Annotated in this window: 21 protein-coding genes and 1 pseudogene; 8 read left to right on the top strand and 14 right to left on the bottom strand. The window is 74.3% G+C overall.

Going from position 1 to position 21,435, the window contains the following annotated elements; genetic code table 11:
* Positions 1-339: 339 nt before the first annotated feature.
* On the top strand, positions 340-969 hold the full coding sequence (locus HOQ23_RS15865) for a hypothetical protein (RefSeq protein ID WP_172215552.1): 630 nt from the start codon (positions 340-342) through the stop codon (positions 967-969).
* 302 nt (positions 970-1,271) lie between these two features.
* Here HOQ23_RS15865 and nhaA read toward each other — a convergent pair whose 3' ends face one another.
* Positions 1,272-2,633 carry a Na+/H+ antiporter NhaA gene (gene nhaA, locus HOQ23_RS15860; RefSeq protein ID WP_172215551.1) on the bottom strand — a complete coding sequence of 454 codons (1,362 nt, stop codon included), beginning with the start codon at positions 2,631-2,633 and terminating at the stop codon, positions 1,272-1,274.
* A gap of 176 nt (positions 2,634-2,809) precedes the next feature.
* Here nhaA and HOQ23_RS15855 point away from each other — a divergent pair, with 176 nt between their 5' ends.
* On the top strand, positions 2,810-3,214 hold the full coding sequence (locus tag HOQ23_RS15855; RefSeq protein WP_172215550.1) for a phage holin family protein: 405 nt from the start codon (positions 2,810-2,812) through the stop codon (positions 3,212-3,214).
* Between the two features lie 113 nt (positions 3,215-3,327).
* Here HOQ23_RS15855 and HOQ23_RS15850 read toward each other — a convergent pair whose 3' ends face one another.
* The 4 genes from HOQ23_RS15850 to nth are packed head-to-tail and all read right to left on the bottom strand — an operon-like array spanning position 3,328 to position 6,561.
* Positions 3,328-4,503 carry a MarP family serine protease gene (locus HOQ23_RS15850; protein WP_172215549.1) on the bottom strand — a complete coding sequence of 392 codons (1,176 nt, stop codon included), beginning with the start codon at positions 4,501-4,503 and terminating at the stop codon, positions 3,328-3,330.
* Positions 4,500-5,228: a CoA pyrophosphatase gene (locus HOQ23_RS15845; RefSeq protein WP_172215548.1), complete on the bottom strand. Its 729-nt coding sequence runs from the start codon at positions 5,226-5,228 to the stop codon at positions 4,500-4,502. The genes HOQ23_RS15850 and HOQ23_RS15845 overlap by 4 nt, the downstream gene beginning before the upstream one ends.
* A complete protein-coding gene (locus tag HOQ23_RS15840) occupies positions 5,225-5,848 on the bottom strand; it encodes a TlpA disulfide reductase family protein (protein WP_172215547.1) in 624 nt (207 codons plus the stop codon). The genes HOQ23_RS15845 and HOQ23_RS15840 overlap by 4 nt, the downstream gene beginning before the upstream one ends.
* Positions 5,845-6,561, bottom strand: coding sequence for an endonuclease III (gene nth, locus HOQ23_RS15835; protein ID WP_367650530.1), 717 nt, complete (start codon positions 6,559-6,561; stop codon positions 5,845-5,847). Before nth ends, HOQ23_RS15840 begins: the two co-directional genes overlap by 4 nt.
* A 177-nt stretch (positions 6,562-6,738) precedes the next feature.
* Between nth and HOQ23_RS15830 the strand changes: the two genes are divergently transcribed.
* Entirely contained in the window at positions 6,739-7,416 is a 678-nt protein-coding gene (locus HOQ23_RS15830) for a Crp/Fnr family transcriptional regulator (protein WP_172215546.1), read from the top strand.
* A 147-nt stretch (positions 7,417-7,563) separates the two neighbouring features.
* On the opposite strand, the gene HOQ23_RS15825 is transcribed toward HOQ23_RS15830, so the two are convergent.
* The 5 genes from HOQ23_RS15825 to HOQ23_RS15805 form a co-directional block, all read right to left on the bottom strand.
* Positions 7,564-8,481 carry a DUF559 domain-containing protein gene (locus HOQ23_RS15825; protein WP_172215545.1) on the bottom strand — a complete coding sequence of 306 codons (918 nt, stop codon included), beginning with the start codon at positions 8,479-8,481 and terminating at the stop codon, positions 7,564-7,566.
* A gap of 167 nt (positions 8,482-8,648) precedes the next feature.
* Positions 8,649-9,458: an MBL fold metallo-hydrolase gene (locus HOQ23_RS15820; protein WP_367650529.1), complete on the bottom strand. Its 810-nt coding sequence runs from the start codon at positions 9,456-9,458 to the stop codon at positions 8,649-8,651.
* Positions 9,455-10,333 (bottom strand): NUDIX hydrolase, encoded by an 879-nt coding sequence (locus HOQ23_RS15815; RefSeq protein ID WP_172215544.1) that lies wholly within the window; start codon positions 10,331-10,333, stop codon positions 9,455-9,457. The genes HOQ23_RS15820 and HOQ23_RS15815 overlap by 4 nt, the downstream gene beginning before the upstream one ends.
* On the bottom strand, positions 10,333-10,806 hold the full coding sequence (locus tag HOQ23_RS15810; protein ID WP_153321727.1) for a RidA family protein: 474 nt from the start codon (positions 10,804-10,806) through the stop codon (positions 10,333-10,335). The genes HOQ23_RS15815 and HOQ23_RS15810 overlap by 1 nt, the downstream gene beginning before the upstream one ends.
* 2 nt (positions 10,807-10,808) lie before the next feature.
* Positions 10,809-10,967 carry a DUF4177 domain-containing protein gene (locus HOQ23_RS15805; protein ID WP_153321726.1) on the bottom strand — a complete coding sequence of 53 codons (159 nt, stop codon included), beginning with the start codon at positions 10,965-10,967 and terminating at the stop codon, positions 10,809-10,811.
* Positions 10,968-11,059: 92 nt separating this feature from the next.
* Here HOQ23_RS15805 and HOQ23_RS15800 point away from each other — a divergent pair, with 92 nt between their 5' ends.
* Both HOQ23_RS15800 and HOQ23_RS15795 read left to right on the top strand, forming a co-directional pair.
* Positions 11,060-12,241, top strand: a complete 1,182-nt coding sequence (locus tag HOQ23_RS15800; protein WP_172215543.1) for a histidine kinase — start codon at positions 11,060-11,062, stop codon at positions 12,239-12,241.
* A gap of 32 nt (positions 12,242-12,273) precedes the next feature.
* On the top strand, positions 12,274-12,951 hold the full coding sequence (locus HOQ23_RS15795; RefSeq protein WP_367650528.1) for a response regulator: 678 nt from the start codon (positions 12,274-12,276) through the stop codon (positions 12,949-12,951).
* 49 nt (positions 12,952-13,000) lie between these two features.
* Here the strand turns inward: HOQ23_RS15795 and HOQ23_RS15790 are convergent, their stop codons facing one another.
* The gene (locus HOQ23_RS15790; RefSeq protein ID WP_172215541.1) at positions 13,001-13,927 is read right to left on the bottom strand and encodes a hypothetical protein; all 927 of its coding nucleotides are present in this window, start codon (positions 13,925-13,927) and stop codon (positions 13,001-13,003) included.
* 224 nt (positions 13,928-14,151) lie between these two features.
* On the opposite strand from HOQ23_RS15790, the pseudogene HOQ23_RS15785 reads away from it, so the two are divergent.
* Together HOQ23_RS15785 and HOQ23_RS15780 are read left to right on the top strand one after the other, a co-directional pair.
* Positions 14,152-14,802, top strand: a pseudogene (locus HOQ23_RS15785) (ABC transporter ATP-binding protein); the annotation flags it as partial.
* 59 nt (positions 14,803-14,861) lie between these two features.
* On the top strand, positions 14,862-17,261 hold the full coding sequence (locus tag HOQ23_RS15780) for an FtsX-like permease family protein (RefSeq protein WP_172215539.1): 2,400 nt from the start codon (positions 14,862-14,864) through the stop codon (positions 17,259-17,261).
* A gap of 24 nt (positions 17,262-17,285) precedes the next feature.
* On the opposite strand, the gene HOQ23_RS15775 is transcribed toward HOQ23_RS15780, so the two are convergent.
* Both HOQ23_RS15775 and HOQ23_RS15770 read right to left on the bottom strand, forming a co-directional pair.
* The gene (locus HOQ23_RS15775) at positions 17,286-17,882 is read right to left on the bottom strand and encodes a YdeI family protein (protein WP_172215538.1); all 597 of its coding nucleotides are present in this window, start codon (positions 17,880-17,882) and stop codon (positions 17,286-17,288) included.
* A 37-nt stretch (positions 17,883-17,919) separates the two neighbouring features.
* Positions 17,920-19,209: an Nramp family divalent metal transporter gene (locus tag HOQ23_RS15770; protein ID WP_172215537.1), complete on the bottom strand. Its 1,290-nt coding sequence runs from the start codon at positions 19,207-19,209 to the stop codon at positions 17,920-17,922.
* 99 nt (positions 19,210-19,308) lie between these two features.
* On the opposite strand from HOQ23_RS15770, the gene HOQ23_RS15765 reads away from it, so the two are divergent.
* Positions 19,309-20,661, top strand: a complete 1,353-nt coding sequence (locus HOQ23_RS15765) for an MFS transporter (RefSeq protein WP_172215536.1) — start codon at positions 19,309-19,311, stop codon at positions 20,659-20,661.
* 3 nt (positions 20,662-20,664) lie between these two features.
* On the opposite strand, the gene HOQ23_RS15760 is transcribed toward HOQ23_RS15765, so the two are convergent.
* Complete coding sequence (locus HOQ23_RS15760; protein ID WP_172215535.1) at positions 20,665-21,402, bottom strand: SDR family oxidoreductase; 738 nt, start codon at positions 21,400-21,402, stop codon at positions 20,665-20,667.
* Positions 21,403-21,435 lie beyond the last annotated feature (33 nt).

Here is a 21,435-nt window from a genome sequence, read left to right as displayed (position 1 = left end):
CGACGCCCACCAGTTCGGGGTATCGCTCGGAGACGTCGCGACGTGCGCGTCCGCCAGGTCCCGAGCGGACACCACACCGACAGGTTGCTCTACGCCCACGACAAGGCCGAGCGCCTCGAGCGTGAGCCGGTAGGACTCCAGTCCACCCCGTCCGGGGGAGTCGCGCGGCGACAGGTACGCGACACCATGACCGTCCCACCGCAAGCCGTACGCCGCTGCGACCCTCGGGAGACGTCGTGCGCTGAGCATGAAACGCAAGCACCCCGGCCGTGAGAGGACATGCGGCATGACCGCCCATATCAACCACCCGACTGTCGGCGGGACCAGGACAATGGGCCCGTGAGCACCCTCGACCCGACCTCTTCGCCGGTATCGGCGGACCCGGTCGAGTTCGCCCTGCACGCATGGGTGGACGAGTCCATCCATGCCCCCGGCGCGGAGCACAGCGGCATGTACGTGCTCGCGTCGGTGGTGGCTGACCCCGAGGGCTGCGACCACCCGCGCGACTCGCTGGTTCGGCTCGTCCCCCGGGGCCGCGGCCGGCTTCACTGGCGCGACGAGGACACGCCCCTGCGCGAGAAGGTCACCGCCGTCATCGCGGAATGTGACTTCGCCAGCGTTGTGGTCGTGGGTGCCCGGTGGGCCAACCCGAAGGCCCAGGAGCGTGCGCGCCGGCACTGCATGCGGCGACTGCTCTTCGAGTTGGAGCAGCTCGGCGTCTCGCAGGTGTGGCTGGAGTCGCGCACGTCCTCGCTCAACAAGCGCGATCTCCAGCTGGTCAACGCACTCCGCAGCGAGAACGCGATCAGCGCGGCACTGCGAGTGGACTTCGGCCTGCCTTCCGTGGAGCCGATGCTGTGGGTTCCCGACGCCATCGCGGGCGCTGTCGCGGGTGCGCGGAAGGGCTCGCGGGCCGGCCACCGCCAGGTCCTCGGCAGCATGGTCCAGGAGATCGAAATCGCGCTCTGAAATGCGCGAAGGTCGGGTCCCGTCGTCCGGCGGGGGTCCCGACCTCACTTCTCACTCCCCAGCGGGGAGGAGCAATGCACACAGCGTACGCCGTCGTACGACGGCCACACAAGGCCGCAACGGGTCGTCAGGCGGTCACACACGAGGGCGCTCAGGGTTGCACAACGGCACACTTCGTCGTACGACGACGCCTGGCGCGCCGAGAGCACCCTCAGGCCCGCGCACCGTCGTCCCGGTGCGGTCACACACCCGGTCCCAGGTCGGTCTGGTCGTCAGGGTGCCCCAGCCGGAACGGCGCTGAGCTAGCCGCGCTGGTCCTCGGGGCGCTGGAAGACGTCGGGGATGCCGTCGCGGTCCTCGTCCACCTGCTCGCGGAGCTCGAGCTCGCGGTAGTGGCGGTTGCGGGGGACGAGGACCAGCGCGGACAGCCCGGCGGCCAGCACCGAGGCACCGAGGATCGCGATCTTGGCGTGGTCGTAGTGCGCGGACCCGGCGTCGAAGCTGAGCTCGGAGATCAGCAGCGACACCGTGAACCCGATGCCGGCCAGCATCGACATGCCGGTCAGGTCGCGCCAGGTGATGTCGCTGTCGAGGTTCGCGCGTCGGGTGCGGGTGACCAGCCAGGTCGCGGCCAGGATGCCGATCGGCTTGCCGACCACCAGGCCGATCACGATCCCCCAGGCGACGCCGTCGGAGAGCAGCGACCCGAGGCCGCCGCCGTCACCGAGCGCGACACCCGCGGAGAAGAACGCGAAGACCGGGACGCAGAACCCGGCCGACAGCGGGCGAACCCGGTGCTCGAGCACCTCGGCCAGGCCCGGGCCCTCGCCGCCCGACTTGCGCATCACCGGGACCAGGAAGCCCAGCACCACGCCGGCGATCGTGGCGTGCACGCCGGACTCGAGGAAGAACGCCCACACCAGCGCGCCGAGCGGCACCAGCACCAGCCAGCTCGCCCAGCCGCGGGTGCCGAAGAAGGCGGGCCAGCGCTGGACCAGCAGGCCGAACAGGGCGAGCGGGACGAGCGCCCAGAGCAGCTGCTCGACGTGCAGCTCGTCGGTGTAGAAGAGCGCGATGATCGAGATGGCGACCAGGTCGTCGACCACGGCGAGGGTGAGGAGGAACAGCCGCAGCGCCGACGGCAGGCGCGAGCCGACGACCGCGAGCACCGCCACGGCGAACGCGATGTCCGTGGCGGTGGGGATCGCCCAGCCGTGGAGCGTCTCGCCCCCGGAGCCGAGGTTGACCAGGACGTAGAGCAGCGCCGGCACGGCGACACCGCCGATGGCCGCGGCGACCGGCACGATGGCGCGGTCGAGGCGGCGCAGGTCGCCGGCGACGAACTCCTTCTTCAGCTCCAGGCCGACGAGGAAGAAGAAGACCGCGAGCAGGCCGTCCGCCGCCCAGTGCGCCAGGCTCAGGTCGAGGTCGAAGCCGAGCACCTGGCCGCCGACGTGCAGGTCGCGCAGCGACGCGTAGGAGTCACCCGGCAGGTTCGCCCACACCACGGCGAGGACCGCGCCGGCGATCAGCAGCATGCCGCCGACCGTCTCCATGCGCAGGATCTCGGTGATCCGCTGGTACTCCGGCCAGCTCGGACGGGTCAGGACACGGCGCTGATCGGACGGTCCCGGGGCAGGTGCGGACGAGCGGGGGTCGGGCATGATGAGGGGCCTCTTCGACGTGGGGGCATGACAACGACGTGCCGACCAGACTTCCCGGCTCTCCCTCGCCGATGCTACCGGCGCCCCCCACGTGGTCGGTTCGGTAGGGTCGGGGGCATCGTCCGACACCGCACCGGTAGCGGACCCGCCGCCACGCACACCGCCAGAGGAGCCACATGGCCACCGAACCGGTCAAGGACGCCGAGCCGACGATCGGCAAGCTCGTCTCCGACGCCAGCCGGGACATCTCGACGCTGGTCTCCAAGGAGATCCAGCTCGCCAAGTCCGAGCTGAAGGTCAGCGTCCGCGCGGGCGGGGTCGGCATCGCCCTGTTCGCCGCGGCGGGCTTCATCGCCGTCCTGGCGATCATCATGCTCTCGATCGCGATCGCCTACCTGATCCACTGGAACGGCTCCGGGCTGTCCCTGCACTGGGCGTTCCTGATCGTCTTCGGGTTCTACGTCCTGCTCGCCGGGCTGCTCGCCTTCGTCGGCGTGAAGAAGGTCAAGCAGGTCGGTCCCCCGTCGAAGGCCATCGAGCAGGGCCGCGAGATCCCGCGGGCGCTCAAGGGCCAGAGCTGAGTCCCAGCCCCCAGCAGCACCAGCCCCCAGCAGCACCCGAGCCCGGCCCCGGACGATCGTCCGGGGCCGGGCTCGTCTGGTGTGCGGGCTCGTCTGGTGTGCGGGCCTCGGGCTCAGCTGGCGCAGTCGCCGGTGGAGACCTCGGCGCTGCGGGCGACGCCCACGCGGGCGACGTCCTGCACCTGGTCTGCGGTGAGGGCATAACCGGTGTCGTCGTCGGTGACCGAGGCCGCGAAGACGACGCCCACGACGTCGCCGTCACGGGCGATCACCGGACCGCCGGAGTTGCCGGGGCGCACGAGCGCGCGCAGCGAGAACACCTCGCGCAGGACCGAGCCGTTGCCGTAGATGTCGGGCGAGCGGAGCCGCTGCTCGTCGCGGATCCGGCCGGACCGGGCGTCGAAGGGGCCGTCGAGGGGGTAGCCGAGGATCGCGACCGAGTCGCGCGGCCCGGCCGCGCCGTCGAAGTCGAGGGCCGGGCGGCCGCGGTCGTCGAGCGCGAGGACCGCCAGGTCGAGGTCCGGGTCGTAGAGGACGACCTCGGCCGGGACGCTCTCCTCGCCGACCACGACCTCGGGGTCGCTGACCCCGGCCACCACGTGGGCGTTGGTCATCAGCCGGTCGTCGGCGTAGAGGAACCCGGTGCCCTCGACGCCGCGACCGCAGCGGTTGGCGCCGCGCACCTTCAGCACGCTCTGTTGGGCGTCCTGGACCCGGGGGCTGCGCAGCAGCCGGTCGTTGCCCGGGGCGACCTCGACGATCCGCTCGGGGGCGAACGGCTCGAGGTAGCGCGGGAAGAACCCGGTGCCGACGACGTCGTTGAAGGTGTTGAGCACCGAGCCCGCCGAGGTCGGCAGTGCCTCGTCGACCTTCGCCAGCACCGTGGACTCGCGCACCATCGAGGTGACCGGGCCGATCCGGGTGCCGGAGACCGCCACGCCGAGCGCCCAGGCCACGAGCAGCACGGCGCCTGCACTGAGCGCCGCGCCGCCGAGCGCGTCGAGGGCGCGCACCGGTTGCCAGGTGATGCGCGAGCGGATCCGCGCCCCGACGTACTGCAGCAGGGCCTGGCCCAGGGAGGCCGAGAGGATCACGATGAACAGCGCGCCCACCGAGACCAACAGCGAGGGCGCGGCGTCGCCCAGCGCCATCGGGGCGAGCCAGATGCCGAGCAGGCCGCCGCAGAGCAGGCCGGCGGTGGCGAAGGCGCCCGTGACGAAGCCCTGCCAGTAGCCGGAGACCGCGTAGAGGACGAGCAGGACGACCAGGATCCAGTCGAGCGGGTTCACCGGGCGCGTCGCTCCTCGTCGGAGATGTCGAGCAGGCCGGCGCGCGCGTTGCGCTGGGTGACGGAGTCGCCGGCGAACATGTAGTCGGGCAGGTCCTGGACCTTGCCCTCGTCCCAGGGCTCGGCCCAACCGAGGTAGTCCAGCAGCCGGGAGATGATCCCGCCGGTGAACCCCCACAAGATGACGTCCTTGTCGGCGCCGATCAGGAAGCCGGGGCTGGTGTAGCCCGACGGGTGGCGCACCGTCACCCGGTGGGTGGGGTCGACGAGCTCGGAGATCGGTGCGTGGTGGATGGCGTGCACCTCCTGGGCGCTGACCACCTCGACCCGGTGCTGCTCGCGCCACCAGCCGAGCACCGGGGTGACCGCGAAGTTGCTGGGCGGCAGGAACAGCTCGGGCAGCAGCCCGAAGACCTCGACCGAGGCCGGGTCCACCCCGACCTCCTCCTCGGCCTCGCGCAGCGCCGCCTCGACCACCGACTCGCCGGGATCCAGCGAGCCGCCCGGGAAGGAGACCTGGCCGGGGTGGGAGCGCATGTCGTGGGCGCGCTCGGTGAGCAGCAGCTCGGCGCCCTGCTCGCCCTCGCTCCACAGCATCAGCACCGCGCCACGTCGCACGTCGGCGGAGTCGGGCGGCAGGAAGCGGGTCAGGTCGCGGCCCTCGATGGTGCGGGCCGCCTCGTGCACGGGCAGCAGCCACGCCGGCAGCCCGGCGGGCGAGCTCACAGGTCCACGCCGAGGTGCTCGTCGACCATCGCGACGAGGTCGTCCGCGCTGTCGATGCCGCCGCCGACCATGGTGACCTCGCCGTCCTCTGCCAGGAAGGCGAAGGTGGGCAGCGCCAGCGGGCGCAGGTCGGTGCCCTGCAGCTCCCCGCCCGGGTCGGCGAGCAGCGGGTAGGTGACACCGGTGCGCTCGACGAGCTCCATCGCGGCCTCCGGCATCACGTCGAGGAAGTCGACCCCGATCACCGGGACCCGGTCGCCGTGGGCCTCGTGGAACTCCTGCAGCGCCGGCATCTCCTTGCGGCACGGGCCGCAGTTGGAGGCCCAGAAGTTGATCACCAGCGGGCCCTCGAGGGTGGAGAGGTCGACCCGCTCGCCGCCGCCGAGGCAGGGCAGACTGACCGCGGGCAGCGCGCCGTCGTCGGCGGTGCCGGGACGGCACGGCTCCACGCCGGCGTCGGCCTTCATGCGGCGCAGCTCGGGGGTGTCGACGGCGACGTTGGACTCCGAGGGCGCGGCCCGCTCACCGCTGGAGGGGCTCGCGTCGGGGGCGCAGCCGGCGAGCACCGCGGAGCTCAGCAGCGCGCCGGTGGCGAGCGCCGCGCGTAGCCGGCGGCTCACGCCGGGCCCTGGGTGCGCACGAGCGCCTCGGCGACGACGGGGTCGGTCGGGCCCTCGCCGTACGACGGGCACCAGCGCGCGATCGGGCAGGCGCCGCAGGCGGGCCGCTTGGCGTGGCAGCGGCGGCGGCCGTGCCAGATGACGTGGTGCGACAGCATCGTCCAGTCGCGCTTGGGGTAGAGCGCGCCGATCGCGTGCTCGACCTTGACCGGGTCGGTCTCGTCGGTGAGGCCGAAGCGGCGCACCAGCCGGCCGAAGTGGGTGTCGACGGTGATGCCCGGGACCCCGAAGGCGTTGCCGAGCACGACGTTGGCGGTCTTGCGGCCCACGCCCGGGAGCTTGACCAGGTCGTCGAGGCTGCCCGGCACCTCGCCGCCGTGGTCGGCGACCAGGGCCGCGGAGAGCTTGAGCAGCGACTCGGTCTTGGCCCGGAAGAACCCGAGCGGGCCGACGATGCGCTCGAGGTCCTCGCGCTCGGCCTGCGCCATCGAGGCGGGGTCGGGGTAGGCGCCGAACAGGACCGGGCGCACCGCGTTGACGCGGCGGTCGGTGGTCTGCGCCGAGAGAACGGTCACCACGAGGAGCTCGAAGGGGTTCTCGAAGTCGAGCTCGCAGTGCGCGTCGGGGTAGGTCTCGGCGAGCACGCGCCCGATCTTGCGGGCGCGTCGGACAAGCGAGGTGTCGGGGCGCGTCAGTGGTACGGCAGCGGGCACGGGCCTAGGGTACGGCGGGGCGATGACACCGCACGCGGCCCCGCCCGGCGGCGCGCGCGAGCCTCTCCCGAGGTCGCTGCGGCGCGCCGGTTATTGCGCCGATATGGCTGTGAGAAACCGCACGCGTAGGATTCGATCGATGCCCGCACGCCAGGCGGGCGCACCGAAGGAGGATCCGTGGACAACGACGTACTTCGTCAAGCCCCGCTTTTCAGTGCGCTGGACGACGAGGCGGCCACGGCGCTGCGCAGCTCGATGACCGAGTCCCGCCTCCGCCGTGGTGACGTGCTCTTCCATGAGGGCGACTCGGGCGACAAGCTCTACGTCGTCCTCGACGGCAAGGTGAAGCTCGGCCGCACCTCCTCCGACGGCCGGGAGAACCTGCTCGCGATCCTCGGCCCCGGCCAGATGTTCGGCGAGCTGTCGCTCTTCGACCCGGGCCCGCGCTCCGCGACGGTGACCGCGGTGACCGACGCGTCGTTCGCCTCCCTCTCCCACGAGGACCTGCTGCGCTGGCTCGAGGGCCGCCCGGTCGTCGCCCGTGGCCTGCTCACCCAGCTGGCCAGCCGGCTGCGCAAGGCCAACGACGTCGTGGCCGACCTGGTCTTCTCCGACGTCCCCGGCCGCGTGGCGAAGGCGCTGCTCGACCTCGCCGACCGCTTCGGCCGCACCGCCGACGACGGCGTCCACGTCCACCACGACCTCACCCAGGAGGAGCTCGCCCAGCTGGTCGGCGCCTCCCGCGAGACGGTCAACAAGGCGCTCGCCGACTTCGCCTCGCGCGGCTGGGTCCGCCTCGAGCCCCGCTCCGTCGTCATCCTCGACATCGAGCGCCTGGGCCGCCGCGCCCGCTGATCCCCCGACATCGAGCTGGGCCCGCCTCACGGTTGAGGTGGGCCCTTCTCCCGTCTGAGGTGGGGTTGAGTCGAGAGTTCTGACGCTCGAGTCGAGAGTTCTGACGCTCGAGTCGAGAGTTCTGACCGGTCGAGTCGAGAGCTCTGGTCACCAGCGGCGGTTGGAGTACGCCGTCGCCAGCGCGCTCCGCAGCTCGGCGAGCCACCGTTGCGACGCGTCGTCGCCGAAGTCGCCCCGCCGGACCACGATGACCGCCCAGCCGTCGTCACGCAGCCACCTGCGGCGTTCCGCGTCGTACTCCTCCCGGCCGCGGTGCGCCTCCTCGCCGTCGTACTCGACGCACACACGGCGCCGGCGGTAGACGAGGTCCAGGCGGTACGTCGGTACGCCGTCGACCTCGACCCAGACCTGCGGCTCGGGCGCCGGGAGGCCCGCGTCCACGATCTCCAGCAGCACCCACGCCTCGCGCTGCGACTCCACGCGGGGATCGACGTGGCTGACGAGCTCGCGCAGCTGCACGACACCACGACGACGTCGATAGCGCGCGAGCCCGCGCACGTAGTCCTCGCGCGTCAGCCCGTGGGTCCGGGCCATCTGCGTGAGGACGGCGAACGCCTCGCGGCGCCGCAGGCAGCAGCCGAGATCGAGGGCAGTCCGCAGCGGGGTCGTCACCAGGACGCCGTGCAGCGTCATCACGTCCTGAGGCGACAGGTCCCGCGTGCGCCCGTCCGCACCGAGCGCCTTCGTCGGGGCGTGCCGGCGCAGGGCGCACATCTCGACGTCCGGCACGCCGTCGTGCTCGCCGTGCACGTGGGCGTCGACGCCGTGGAGCCAGGCCGCCGTACGGTCCGTGACGACCTGGTGGGGCGAGGCCCCCCGCGCGAGGGCGCGCGCTCGCAGCTCGAGGGTGTCCTCGAGGTGCGACGCCGCGTAGACACCGCGCACCACGGGACGCACCTCGCCGTTGCGGATCGCCCGGCGCAGCCGGGACAGCGGTACGGCGCGGGCGGTCAGGTCCGCCCTCGAGAAGGGCTCGTCGGGCCACGGCAGCGCGGGCAGGTCCATCACCCGACGATCGCCCCGCCCGGACGCCCTCAGCCGCGGCGAGGTCATGGACTGTGGAGGACGCGCCCCGGGGGCCTCCGGTGGACGACCCGCGGCTCGCGACTCAACCGGTCAGAAGTCTCGACTCGAGCGTCCCGAGTCTCGACTCAACCGTCAGAGGTCTCGACTCAACGGGCGGCGAGGTACGCCAGCTGGGCGCGGACGGAGAGCTCGGCGGCATCCCAGAGGACGGGGTCGACGTCGGCGTAGACGATCTCCACGACGCGGCGCGGGAGCTCGTCGGCGGCGAGGCCCTCGGGGTGCGGCTGGGCACCGAGCTCCCGCACGGCGTCCTCGACCTGGGCGAGCCGCTCGCGGCGGTGGGCGAGGTAGAAGTCCAGCACCCCCGCGGCGTCCGGGAGCACCGGGCCGTGGGCCGGCCAGACGGTGTCGACCTCGCCGGCCTCGACCAGCGAGCGCATGGTCTCGATGGAGGAGAAGTAGGGACCCAGCTGGCCGTCGGGGTGCGCGACCACGGTGGTGCCGCGGCCGAGGACCATGTCGCCGGTGAGCAGCGCGCGTTGCGCGGGCAGCACGAAGGACATCGAGTCCGCGGTGTGGCCCGGGGTGTGCAGGGCCCGCAGCCGCAGCCCGTCGACGTCGAGCTCCTCGCCGTCGCCGAGCGGGTCCGCCCGGAAGCAGTAGGCCGGGTCGAAGGCCCGCACCGCGCTGCCGGTGCGCCGCGCGAGCTCCTCGGCGACCTCGGCGTGGTCGAAGTGGTGGTGGGTCAGCAGCACCAGCCCCACCTCGCCGACCTCCTCGACCAGCCGCTCGAGGTGGCCGTGGTCGACCGGGCCGGGGTCGATGACGACCGCGCGGTCCGCGCCGGGCTCGCGTAGCACCCAGGTGTTGGTGCCGTCGAGGGTCATGATGCCGGGGTTGGGCGCGAGCAGGCACTCGGCGCGGGGCGGGTAGCTCCCACCGGTCCAGGCGCTCACCGGCGTCGCTCCGCGACCAGCCCGCGCAGCCGATCGGGCATCGACAGGGTCCAGGTGTCGCCGAGCGGCTCCACCGACGGGGTGAACATCTCCACCGCACGGCTCGACGCCACCGCCAGCACCTCCTCGGGGCTGTCGTGGACGCCGACCTCCAGGCTGGTGAGGTACGTCGGGGGCATCAGCGCCAGCTCGCCGGCGTCGGCCTGCGCCGCGGCGACCCGGGCCGGGAGCCAGGTGACCGAGGACGACTCCGAGGAGACGTCGCGGGTCAGCTGCCCGGCCGGCAGCGCGGCGACGAAGAACCAGGTGCGGAACCGCTTCGGCTCGAAGACCGGCGTCAGCCAGGCGTCCCAGACCCCGAGCAGGTCGGTGCGAAGCACCAGCCCGCGCCGGTTGAGGAAGTCGGTCATCGCCAGCTCGCGGGTCTCCAGGGCGACCCGGTCGGCCTCCCAGTCCGCGCCGGTGGTGTCCGCGACCACCTCGTCCGGGGAGGCCCCGGCGAGCAGGACCCCGGACTCCTCGAAGGTCTCCCGCACCGCCGCGCACACCAGCGCCCGGGCGGTGTCGGCGTCGCAGCCCAGGCGCGCGGCCCAGTCCTGCGGCCCCGGGCCGGCCCAGGCCACGTCGGCGTCGAAGTCGCGCGGGTCCACCCCGCCGCCGGGGTAGACCGCCATCCCGGCGGCGAAGTCCATCGAGACCTGGCGGCGCATGTAGTAGACCTCCGGGCCCTGCCCGGACCCCGGAGCGCACGGACGCAGCAGGATCACCGTCGCCGCGTCGCGGGGGGCGACCGGCTCGCGCCCGCCCTCGTCGTACTCCCGGGCGGCCTCGACGACGTGTGCCGGCAGCGGCACCGGCGGCAGCGGGATGCGCATCAGCTCGCCTCGGGGGCGACCTCGACCAGGATCTCGACCTCGACCGGCGCGTCCAGCGGCAGCGAGGGCACGCCCACCGCGGACCGGGCGTGCAGCCCGGCCTCGCCGAAGGCCTGACCGAGCAGTTCCGAGGCGCCGTTGGCGACCTGCGGCTGCCCGGTGAAGTCCGGCGTCGAGGACACGAACGCGACGACCTTGACGATCCGGACGACCTTGTCGAGGTCGCCGATCACGCTCTTCACCGCGGCGATCGCATTGAGCGCGCACTGCTGGGCGCAGGCGTAGGCCTCCTCGGCCGACACCTCGCCGCCCACCTTGCCGGTCACGCTCAGCTCGCCGCCGCTCATCGGCAGCTGGCCGGAGGTGAAGACGTGGTTGCCCGAGCGCACGGCCGGGACGTACGACGCCACCGGCGCGGGGACGTCGGGCACGGTCAGGCCGAGCTCGGCCAGGCGGTCCTCCGCGGCGCTCACGCTCAGCCCTCGATCGGGCGCTTGAAGTAGCCGACGAGGTTCTCCGGGTTCATCCCCGGCGCGATCTGCACCAGCTCCCAGCCGTCGGCCCCGAAGTTGTCGAGGATCTGCTTGGCGGCGTGCGTCAGGATCGGCGCGGTCAGGTACTCCCACTTGGTCATGGCGCGACCCTACTCCGGACCGACCGGCCGCCGAACGAGGTCATCCCGTGGTCGGACGCGGCGGCGCGCCGAGGCCTCTACGGTGGTGTCCCGTGGACCCTCTGCACGCCCCGCGCCAGCCCTGGCGCCTCGACGAGCGGGGGCGACGCTGGTTCGACCGCACGCTGGTCGCGGTCCTGCTGCTCCCGGTCCCGCTGATGGCGCTCAGCGGCCTCAGTGCCCGGTCGGTCACCTTCACGGTGCTCGAGCTGGTGCCGCTGCTGTGGCGCCGCTCCCGCCCGGTCGCGGTGTTCGCGGCCGTGGCCGGGGTCAGTGCGCTCCAGGCCGTGGTCCTCCACGAGCCGACTTGGGGTCAGGTCGCGTTCCCGGTCGCGACCTACGCGGTCGCCCGCTACGCCGACGCCCTCGCCTCCTGGGTCGCGCTCGGCGTCGGCCTGTGTGCCGCCTGGGCCGCGACGTACTCCTGGTTCGCGCCGTACTCCGACAACGACCGCACCGGCGCCGTCTCCTACATCATCACGATGTCGGTGATCGTCATCGCCGCCTGGGCGCTGGGCACCCTGGGCCGCACCCGGCAGGCGTACGTCGCGGCGCTGGTCGAGCGCGGCGAGCGCATCGAGCTCGAGGCCGCGCAGCGCGTCGAGCTGGCCGCCACCGAGGAGCGCACCCGGATCGCCCGGGAGATGCACGACGTGGTCGCGCACGGCCTGTCGGTGATCGTCGTGCAGGCCGACGGGGCCCGCTACGCCGCCGAGCACGACCCGGCGGTCGCCACCCGCACCCTGGAGACGGTGGCGGCGACCGGGCGCGAGGCGCTCACCGAGATGCGCCGGCTGCTCGGGCTGCTGCGCACCGGCGGGGAGACCGGCACCCGTCCCCAGCCGCGCCTCGATGACATCGCGGTGCTGGTGGCCGAGGCCCAGGAGGTCGCCGCGCGGACCGGGGGCGGCGGCCGGGTCGAGGCACGCCTGCCCGAGCCCGGCGTACCGGTCCCGCCCGGCATCGCGCTCACGGCGTACCGCGTCGTGCAGGAGGCGCTCACCAACATCCGCAAGCACGCCGGTCCGGGCGCCGCGGTGCGCGTCGAGGTGTGTGTCGGCACGGACGTCGAGGTGGTCGTCGAGGACGACGGGCGCGGCGCCGCCACACCGGACGACGGCCGCGGCCTGGGGCTGGTCGGCATGCGCGAGCGCGTGCTGGTGCACGACGGCGAGCTGGTCGCGGGACCCCGCCCGGGCGGCGGGTTCCGGGTGTCGGCGAGGCTTCCCCTATGAGTGGCCCTGCGAACGGCCCTGTGAACGGCCCCGTGAGCGATCCGATCCGCGTCTTCCTCGTCGACGACCAGCAGATGGTGCGTGCCGGGTTCACGATGCTGGTCAACAGCCAGCCGGACCTGGAGGTGGTGGGTGAGGCCGGCGACGGCGCCGAGGCGCTCGAGCGGCTCGCCGTGACGCGAGCCGACGTGGTGCTGATGGACGTGCGGATGCCGCGGATGGACGGCGTCGAGGCGACCCGCGCCCTGGCCGCCCGGCCGGACGGGCCGCGGGTGATCGTGCTGACCACCTTCGACCTCGACGAGTACGCCTTCGCCGCCATCAAGGCCGGCGCCGCCGCCTTCCTGCTCAAGGACGCCACCCCGCCGGACCTGCTCAACGCGATCCGCTCGGTGCATGCCGGGGACGCCGTGGTCGCGCCCAGCACCACCCGCCGCCTCCTCGAGCACTTCGCCGCCACGCTGCCCGACCCCGGCGCGCCCGGCGGCGCCGGCTCGGCGCCGGACCCGCGGCTGGTCGCCCTCACCGAGCGCGAGCGCGAGGTGCTCGTGCTCGTCGGGCGCGGGCTGTCCAACACCGAGGTCGCCGCCGAGCTCGTGGTCGCCGAGGCCACCGTCAAGACCCACGTCAGCCGGCTGCTGGCCAAGACCGGATCCCGCGACCGGGTCCAGCTCGTCGTCCTGGCGTACGACGCGGGGCTGGTCGGCTGACAGCGGTGCGCCGCAGTCACCGGCTGACAGCTGAGCACCGCTGTCCCCCTCAGCGGGCGCAGGCCGCGCACGCGGTCACCTCGCCCGGCCAGCCACGCCGCCGCAGCAGCGTGCCGATCGCGGTGGCCGTCGCGCAGGACCCGGCGTACACCTGACCCCAGCCGAGCCGCACCGTGTCCCGCCCGGCCACGGCGGCGGCGAGGTCCCGGTCGAGGTCGCGGGCCCGGTCGCGCACGCTGGTGTGGAAGGCCCGCCCGTCGAGCTCCACCACCAGCCCCCACGGGCGGTACTCGACGTCGCGGTGGACGCTGCCCCGCCCCGACGCCCGCACCTGGCGCCCGGCGGCCGGCAGCCCATGGGCTCGCTCGACGCGGCGCAGGTAGCCCTGCTCCAAGACGGAGCACGCACCCGTCTCCAGGTCCTCGAGCACGCCGGCGAGGAGGGCGCGCCGCGCGAGGCGGCTCCGGGCGTCGAGCGCGGCCCGCACGCGCGCCGGCGTCGTACGACGGGCGCCGACGACCTCGCACAGCACCGCCACGGCGTCCAGGTCGCGAGGGGCCTCGGCGGCCACGTCGAGCACCGCCTCCTCGAGCCGCTGGCGCGGCGGGGACGCTGCGGCGAGGACCTTGGTCTCGAAGCCGGCCACCCGGTGCCGGACCACCCCGGGCGGCGCGGCGACCGTCCGGTCGCGGTCGACCATCACGTGCATCACGCCCGGGGGCGCGGTGCCGAGAGCGAGGGCCAGGGCAGAGGCGTGCGACAGCGCAGCGGGCGCCATCGCGAGGACCGCCGCCCAGTGCCGTTGGTCGGTCGTCAGGGGCCCGGTGTGGTCGACGTACACCCCCGGATGGACGACCACCCACTCACGACGCCTGATCCGGCGGCGCAGGTCGTGCTCCTGCAGGCCGCCACGCAACGCCTGGGCGCGGCTCAGCACACCGTGCTGGCGGTGCAGGAGCTCGGCGAGCGGGTCCACGGCGCCACCCTGGGGCGACCCGGTGGCGACCGACAACCGGCCGGCGCGCGGCTGTGGAGGACAGCGGTGCCGCCCGGCCACGGGATGACCGCGGAGCACCGCCGTCATCCCCCGGTCGTACGACGGGGACGCGAGGACCACTCCGCAGCCGGACGACCTCGGGGCCTCGGACGCGAAGACTTGGGGCCATGAACCACACGATGCTCGACACCCGCACCGCGCCGGCCGCCAGCGCCCGCGGCCTGACCCGCAGCTACGGCCGCGGTGACACCCTCGTCCCGGCGCTGCGCGGCGTCGACCTGGACCTGCCCCGCGGCCGCTTCACCGCGATCATGGGGCCCTCCGGGTCCGGCAAGTCCACCCTCATGCACTGCCTCGCCGGCCTCGACCAGCCGACGTCCGGGACGGTCACGGTCGCCGGGCGCTCGCTGGAGAGCCTCGACGACGACCAGCTGACGACGTTCCGCCGCGAGCAGCTCGGGTTCGTCTTCCAGGCCTTCAACCTGCTGCCGATGCTCACCGCGGAGCAGAACATCCTGCTCCCGCTCGAGCTGGCCGGGCGCCGCGCCGACCGCGAGCGCTTCACCCGCCTCGTGGAGACCCTCGGGCTCGCCGACCGCCTCCGGCACCGCCCCAGCGAGCTCTCCGGCGGCCAGCAGCAGCGGGTCGCCATCGCGCGCGCCCTGGTCACCGGCCCGGCGGTGGTCTTCGCCGACGAGCCGACCGGCAACCTGGACAGCGAGACCTCCGCCGAGGTGCTGGGGCTGCTGCGCACCTCGGTGCGCGAGCTGGGCCAGACGGTCGTGATGGTGACCCACGAGCTCGACGCCGCGGCGTACGCCGACGACGTCGTGGTGCTCGCCGACGGCGCGGTCCGCGCCCACCTCGTCGACCCCGACGCCGACCAGCTGGTCGCGACGCTGCGGGGCGAGCGATGAGGACCGTGCTGCTCGCCTCGCTGCGCACGCACGCGCGGCGCTACGTGGCGTCCGTGGTCGCGGTCGTCATCGGCGTCTCGTTCGTCGTCGTGACCGCCGCCCTGTCCTCCGCCGCCAAGGACGGCCTGGTGGCCGGGGTGGGCCTGCCCTACGCGGGCGCCGACTCGGTGGTCTCCGACCTGGGCACCGAGCAGGCCGCCACGATCGTGCGCCGCGCCGAGGCCGCGGGCGACAGCGCAGTCGTCATCGGCGACGTCACCCTCCCGGTCACCTCCGCGGGCGCCGTCGTCGACCAGCAGGCCCTCATTGCTCCGCTGGCCGCCGAGCCCGCCCTGCGCTGGCAGGAGCTGCGCGAGGGCCGCTGGCCACAGGCGCCGGGCGAGGCGCTGGCCGACGCCAACGCCGCGAAGTCCACCGGCCTGGCCGTGGGGGACCCGGTCCGCATCGGCGCCGGCAGCCGCGCCCTCGAGGCGACGGTGGTCGGCCTCGTCGACACCCCCTCCGCCTCGAACCGTGCCTCGCTCTACCTGCCCTGGACGGACGTGGAGCGCTGGTCCTCGACGTTCTGGGTCGACAGCGTGGCCTACGCCGGGCCCGGCGCCGAGGCGGCCGCCCGCGGCACCGGCGCCGCGGTGCGCTCCGCCGCGGAGTTCGTCCAGGACCGCCAGGCCGAGCAGACCCGCAACGTCGACGTGATCGCCATGCTGCTGCTGGTCTTCGCCGCGATCGCGCTCTTCGTCTCGGTGCTGGTCATCGCGAACACCTTCTCGATCCTCTTCGCCCAGCGCACCCGCGACCTCGCGCTGCTGCGCTGCGTCGGCGCCACCCGGCGCCAGCTGCTGCGCTCCATCCGCCTCGAGGCGCTGGCCCTCGGTGTCGCCGCCGCCCTGCTCGGCCTGGGCGTCGGCACCGCGCTCGGCCACGGCCTGGTGGCCGCGGCCCGCACCCGGATGGACTCCGGCACGCTGGGCAGCGGCTGGGCACCTCCGGGGTGGTACGCCGCGGCGTTCGCGGTCGGCGTGCTCGTCACCGTCCTCGCGGCCTGGCTGCCGACGCGCCGCGTGGTCCGGGTGAGCCCGCTCGCGGCGCTCCGCCCCGACCGCGGGGTCGACGTCCGCACCACGGCCGGGCGGGTGCGCACCGGGTCCGGGCTGCTGGCCGTCCTCGCCGGCGCCGGGCTGCTCGCCGCCGCGGTCGCCCAGCACGACGTGGTGCCGATGCTGGCCGGCGGCATGGTCTCCTTCACCGGCGTGCTGGTGCTCGGCCCGGTGGTCGTGCCCGCCCTGGTCCGCGCCATCGGGGCGCTCGGGAGCGGGAGCACCGTCCGGCTCGCGACCGGGAACGCGGTGCGCGACCCGCGTCGTACCGCTGCCACGACGGCGTCCCTCCTGGTCGGCGTCACGCTGACCACGGCGGTGCTGACCGGGCTGGCCAGCTCACGCGACTCCGTCGATGAGGACCTGGCCCGCTCCTACCCGCTCGACCTCACCCTCACCGCGACCACCGGGCCGCTGCCGGAGAGCCTGCTGCCCGACGTCCGCTCGACCGCCGGGGTCCGCGAGGCGGTCGCGCTCGCCGGCGTCAGCGCCGAGATCGAGGGCGCCGGCACGGTCACCGTGCTCGACAGCACGGCGGGGACGCCGCTCGCCCACGACGAGGGCGCCCTCTCCCCCGCGCCCGGCACGATCGTGGTCCCGTGGGACCTGCTGGAGGACGGCACCGTCCCGTCTCGGGTCGCGGTCACCGTGGGCGGCCACACCGAGCAGTTGCGGCTGGTGACCGCCGACGGCTGGGGCGACGCCGCGCTGATCGCGCCGGAGACGCTCGCCCGGTTCGGCAGCGACCCGCTGCCCCACGCGGTCTGGGTGCGCGCCGCGGACAGCGCCGACGCCGAGGACCTCGCCGGCGACCTGGGGGCGCTGGCGGCCAACGCGGGCGTCGACCTGAGCGACGCCCTGGCCCTGCGCGGCTGGGTGACGCTCCAGCTCGACGTGCTCACCGCGGCGGTCCTGGCCCTGCTCGGCATCGCGGTGGTGATCGCGCTGGTCGGGATCGCGAACACCCTGGGGCTCTCCGTGCTGGAGCGGGCCAGGGAGAACGCCCTGCTGCGCGCCCTGGGCCTGACCCGCCGCCAGCTGCGCCGGATGCTCGCGGCGGAGGCGGTGCTGCTCTCGGTGGTGGCCACGGTGCTCGGGACCGTCATCGGCGTGCTGTTCGGCTGGGTGTCGGTGCGGACCCTGGTCGGCGGGGCCGTCGACGAGGTCGCGGTGGTGCTGCCCTGGGGCCAGCTGGCGCTGGTGGTCGTGGTCTCCGGGGTCGCCGGCCTGGTCGCCGGGGTGCTGCCCTCGCGTCGCGCCGCACGGGTCACCCCGGCGGCCGGGCTCGCGCTCGACTAGGCGCCGACCCGGCCTGGCCGGGCATCACCCCTGGGAGGGGCGCGCCTTCTGCGGGTGGAGGGTCTCGTGCCGGGCCAGCATCGCCACGAACTCCGCGATCCGCCGCTCGCGCGTCTCGGCCCGCTTGATCGCCCCGAGGCGATGGATCAGGGCGTAGCGGTTGGTCTTGGTCAGCACGTCGTACATCGCCTGCGCGGCCGGGTCCGCCGCGATGGCGGCCGCCAGGTCCTCGGGGACCTCGGCGGTCGACGGCGGCGCGTACGCCGCCTCCCAGCGCCCGTCGGCCCGTGCCGCCTCGACCGCGGCCCGGCCGGCGGGCATCATCCGGCCCTCCGCCTCAAGGCGGGCGACCAGCTCGACGTTGACCTGCGACCACCGGCTGCGCGGCGTGCGCGGGGTCATCCGCTGGTACGACGTCGCCTCGTCGCGGCGCCGCGCCTGCCCGTCGATCCAGCCGAAGCACAGCGCGTCGTCGAGCGCGGCCGCCCGGGTCAGGGCGGTCGCGGTGCCGCCCTTCTTGGTCAGCACCAGCCACACTCCCGGCGAGCTGGCGTGGTGCTCGGCGAGCCAGGCCCGCCACGCCGCCGCGTCGGGGACGAGGAGCTCCTTGAGGTCGGCCATGTCGTGAGCCTAGGCGGGCGCGCCGACAGGCGACACCTCACAGGTACGGCGCCAGCGTCTCCCGGATCTCGTTGGCCGCGAGCGCGATGAACAGCACCGCGCACAGCGCCATGAAGCCGTTCGAGATCCACCCGTTGCGCCACTCCGGCGCGACGTCGGAGTGCGGCAGGGCACCGGCGCGCCGCTTGTTGAGCAGCACCAGCAGCGTGATCGCGAGGAACGGCATGAACAGCGCGCCGAGCACGCCGTAGGTCAGGATCAGCCCGACCGGCTCGTCGAGGAGCAGGAGCAGCATCGGCGGGAAGGTCAGCCACAGCAGGTAGGCGCGGAAGTAGCGGCCGCCCGTGCGGGTGTCGGGGTGCCCCGAGGGCAGGTCGCGCAGGTTCCCGACGTAGTCGGCGAACATCAGGCTGACGCCGCTCCACACGCCGATCAGCGAGGAGAAGGAGGAGGCGAAGAAGCCGATCAGGAACAGCTTCCCGAAGACCACGCCGTAGCGGTCCTCGAGGATGTCGGAGAGCTGCACCAGCGCCTGGTCGCCGGTCTCCGCGGCGATCCCGACCGAGTGGTAGAGCTCGGCACCGACGATCAGCATCGCCACGACGAAGACGCCGGTGACGGCGTACGCGACGCCGTTGTCGATGCGCATCACCCGCATGAAGGCGGGCGTGCTCCAGCCCTTCTCGCGCAGCCAGTAGCCGTACGCCGCGAGCGTGATCGTGCCGCCGACGCCGCCGGCGATCGCGAGCACGTTGACCACCGAGTCGTCGGGGAACACCGGGCGCAGGCCGAGCACGATCTCGCCGAGGTTCGGGGTGGCCACGACCGCCGCGCCGACCACGGCCACGAACATGATGCCGACCAGCGCGGCCATCACCTTCTCGAAGGCCGCGTAGCTCCCGAACCACACGAGCGCCAGCCCGACCAGCCCGATCACGACCGCGGTCCAGCGCAGCGAGAGGTCCGGGAAGAGCGCCACCAGCGGCAGCGCGGACGACGACATCGCGGTCGCACCGTAGACCAGCCCCCAGATGACGATGTACGGCGCGAAGTACCACGTCGTCCAGCTGCCGAGGCTGCGCCAGCCCTCGAAGATCGTGCGCCCGGTGGCCAGCGAGTAGCGCCCCGCGCCCTCGACCAGCACCACCTTGATGATCGCGCCCAGCACCGCCACCCACAGCAGCGTGTAGCCGAACTTCGCCCCCGCCACCAGCGTGGCGACCAGGTCGGCCGCCCCGACCCCGGTCGCGGCCACGACCAGGCCGGGCCCGACCACCTTCCAGCGCGGTCGCCGGGTGGTGCCGGTCTGGTTCCCGAGGTCGGTCATGGCCTCACGTTGCCCAGCGGGCGCCCGGCTCGAACGCCCCGAGCACCCAGCACCGCAGCCGGTTGGCCCGGGTCGCCCCCGGAGTCCTACCGTCCACGGGTGGACCCCGCAGCAACCGCGCAGCCGCCCCGGCTGCTCTCCCCGACGTACGCCGCGACGACCGTCGGCATGTTCGCGCTGTGCGCCTTCGTCGCGTTCGAGGCGACGGCGGTGACGACCGTGATGCCGACCGTCGCCGACCACCTCGACGGCGTCGGCCTCTACGCGCTGTCCTTCGCCGCGCCGCTGGCCAGCGGAGTCGTCGGCATGGTCGTCGCGGGCGGCTGGAGCGACCGCCGCGGGCCGGCCGGTCCCCTGGGGGCCGCGCTGCTGCTGTTCTCCCTCGGCCTGCTGGTCTGCGGGACGGCACCCTCGATGGAGGTGCTGGTCGCCGGCCGGGTGCTCCAGGGGCTCGGCGGCGGCGCGCTCACGGTCTGTCTCTACGTGCTCGTCGGGCTGGTGTTCCCACCGGTGCTGCAACCCGCGGTGTTCGCCAGCTTCGCGGCCGCCTGGGTGCTGCCCTCCCTCTTCGGCCCCGCGCTCGCCGCGACCGTCGCGGACCGGCTGGGGTGGCGCTGGGTGTTCCTGGGCGTGGTGGCGCTCGTGGCGCTGGCCGCGGCCCTGGTCGCCCCCGCGCTGCGCCGGGTGAGCGTCACCGCCGCGGACACGCCGTTCCCGACCGCCCGGCTGCTGTGGGCGCTGGCCGCGGCCACCGCCGTGCTGGCCTTCGAGCTGCTCGGGTCGCGGCGCGGGGCGCTGCTCGCGCTCGCGGTGCTGGCGTTCGTGATCGCGGTGGTCAGCCTGCGCCGACTGCTGCCCGCCGGCGCGCTGGTCGCGGCGCGTGGTCTGCCCGCCGTGGTCGGCACCCGCGGCATGCTCAGCGCCGCGTTCTTCTGCGCGGAGGCCTACATCGTCTTCGTGCTGCAGGAGCGCTGGGGCCAGACCCCGACCCGGGCCGGGGTCGCGCTGATGATCGTGGGCGTCGTGTGGGCCGCGGCCAGCCAGGCCCAGTCGCGGCTGGGCCGGCGGGTCTCCGACCGCGCCGCGATGCGCTGGGGCACCGGCCTGGTGCTCGCCGGCACCGTCGCGCTGGCCCTCGCGGTCGCCACCCACCTGCACCCGGCGCTCGCCGTCGCGTCGTACGTCGTGGCCGGCGCGGGGATGGGCTTCGGCTACCCGCGTACCGGGGTGGCGATGCTGGCCGCCTCCTCCGACGCCGATCGAGGCTTCAACTCCTCGGCCCTGTCGATCGCCGACTCCCTGGGCGGCGCGTTCGCGCTGGCCGCGTCCGGGATCGTCTACGCGACCGCGGAGCGCCTCGGCACCGACCCGTTCCTGCCGGTCTTCGTGCTGGCCGCGGTCCTCGCCGTGCTCGGCGTGCTCACCGCCGCCCGCACCCGGCCCGCCGGCTGAGCCTCAGGAACCGGCGAGCCACTGCGCGAAGGTCGTCGTGCCGCGCGGGCCCTCGCCCGTCGGGCAGAGCAGCCCGGAGCGCATCGCGCGTCCCCCGGCACCGGGCAGCGGTACGCCGACCACCCGGCGCCCCAGCCCGCGGGCCTCGGAGACCCGGCGCGCCAGGTCGACCATGTCGAGGCGCTCCGGTCCGGCCAGGTCGGGGACGCGCCCCGACGGCCCGGCCTCCGCGAGCGTGACCAGCGCCGTCGCCACCTCGTCGGCGGCGACCGGCTGGCTGAGCATCCGCGGCACCAGCGAGACCGGTCCGAGCGACGCGAAGCCGAGGACCTGCTCGGCGAACTCGTGGAACTGCGTCGCGCGCAGGATGCTCCCGTGCGGCGCGGCGCCGACCAGCCGCTCCTGGAGCTGCTTGCCGCGGTAGTAGCCCGACGCCACGTCGTCGACCCCCACGATCGAGAGCGCGACGTGGTGGCCGACCCCGGCCTCCTGCTCGGCGGCGAGCAGCGTCCGGGTGACGCCGCCGAAGAACGCCTCGGCCCCCGCCCGGCGCTGGGTCCGCACGCTGGTGACGTCCACGACCGCGTCGACGCCGGCCAGGAGCCCGTCCAGCCCCGCCCCCGTCGTCAGGTCGACCCCGCGCGACCGGGCGAGCGGGACGACCTCGTGGCCGCGGCCGCGGGCCACGTCGACGACGTGGCTGCCGACGACCCCGGTCGCTCCGGCGACGGCTATCAGCATGAGCCGAGTGTGCTCCCCGGAGCGCCGGACGGC

The organism is Nocardioides sp. zg-DK7169 (assembly GCF_013155365.1).
In the GTDB taxonomy this organism is placed as follows: domain Bacteria; phylum Actinomycetota; class Actinomycetes; order Propionibacteriales; family Nocardioidaceae; genus Nocardioides.
Note: the sequence above shows the minus strand (reverse complement) of the source record. Positions and strands in the feature narration are given on the sequence as shown.

What these genes read in the sequence shown, in the direction of transcription:
- nhaA (WP_172215551.1), bottom strand. Translation starts at nt 2,633, where the DNA reads ATGCCCGACCCCCGCTCGTCCGCACCTGCCCCGGGACCGTCCGATCAG.
- HOQ23_RS15855 (WP_172215550.1), top strand. Translation starts at nt 2,810, where the DNA reads ATGGCCACCGAACCGGTCAAGGACGCCGAGCCGACGATCGGCAAGCTC.
- HOQ23_RS15825 (WP_172215545.1), bottom strand. Translation starts at nt 8,481, where the DNA reads ATGGACCTGCCCGCGCTGCCGTGGCCCGACGAGCCCTTCTCGAGGGCG.
- HOQ23_RS15815 (WP_172215544.1), bottom strand. Translation starts at nt 10,333, where the DNA reads ATGCGCATCCCGCTGCCGCCGGTGCCGCTGCCGGCACACGTCGTCGAG.
- HOQ23_RS15805 (WP_153321726.1), bottom strand. Translation starts at nt 10,967, where the DNA reads ATGACCAAGTGGGAGTACCTGACCGCGCCGATCCTGACGCACGCCGCC.
- HOQ23_RS15780 (WP_172215539.1), top strand. Translation starts at nt 14,862, where the DNA reads ATGAGGACCGTGCTGCTCGCCTCGCTGCGCACGCACGCGCGGCGCTAC.
- HOQ23_RS15775 (WP_172215538.1), bottom strand. Translation starts at nt 17,882, where the DNA reads ATGGCCGACCTCAAGGAGCTCCTCGTCCCCGACGCGGCGGCGTGGCGG.
- HOQ23_RS15770 (WP_172215537.1), bottom strand. Translation starts at nt 19,209, where the DNA reads ATGACCGACCTCGGGAACCAGACCGGCACCACCCGGCGACCGCGCTGG.
- HOQ23_RS15760 (WP_172215535.1), bottom strand. Translation starts at nt 21,402, where the DNA reads ATGCTGATAGCCGTCGCCGGAGCGACCGGGGTCGTCGGCAGCCACGTC.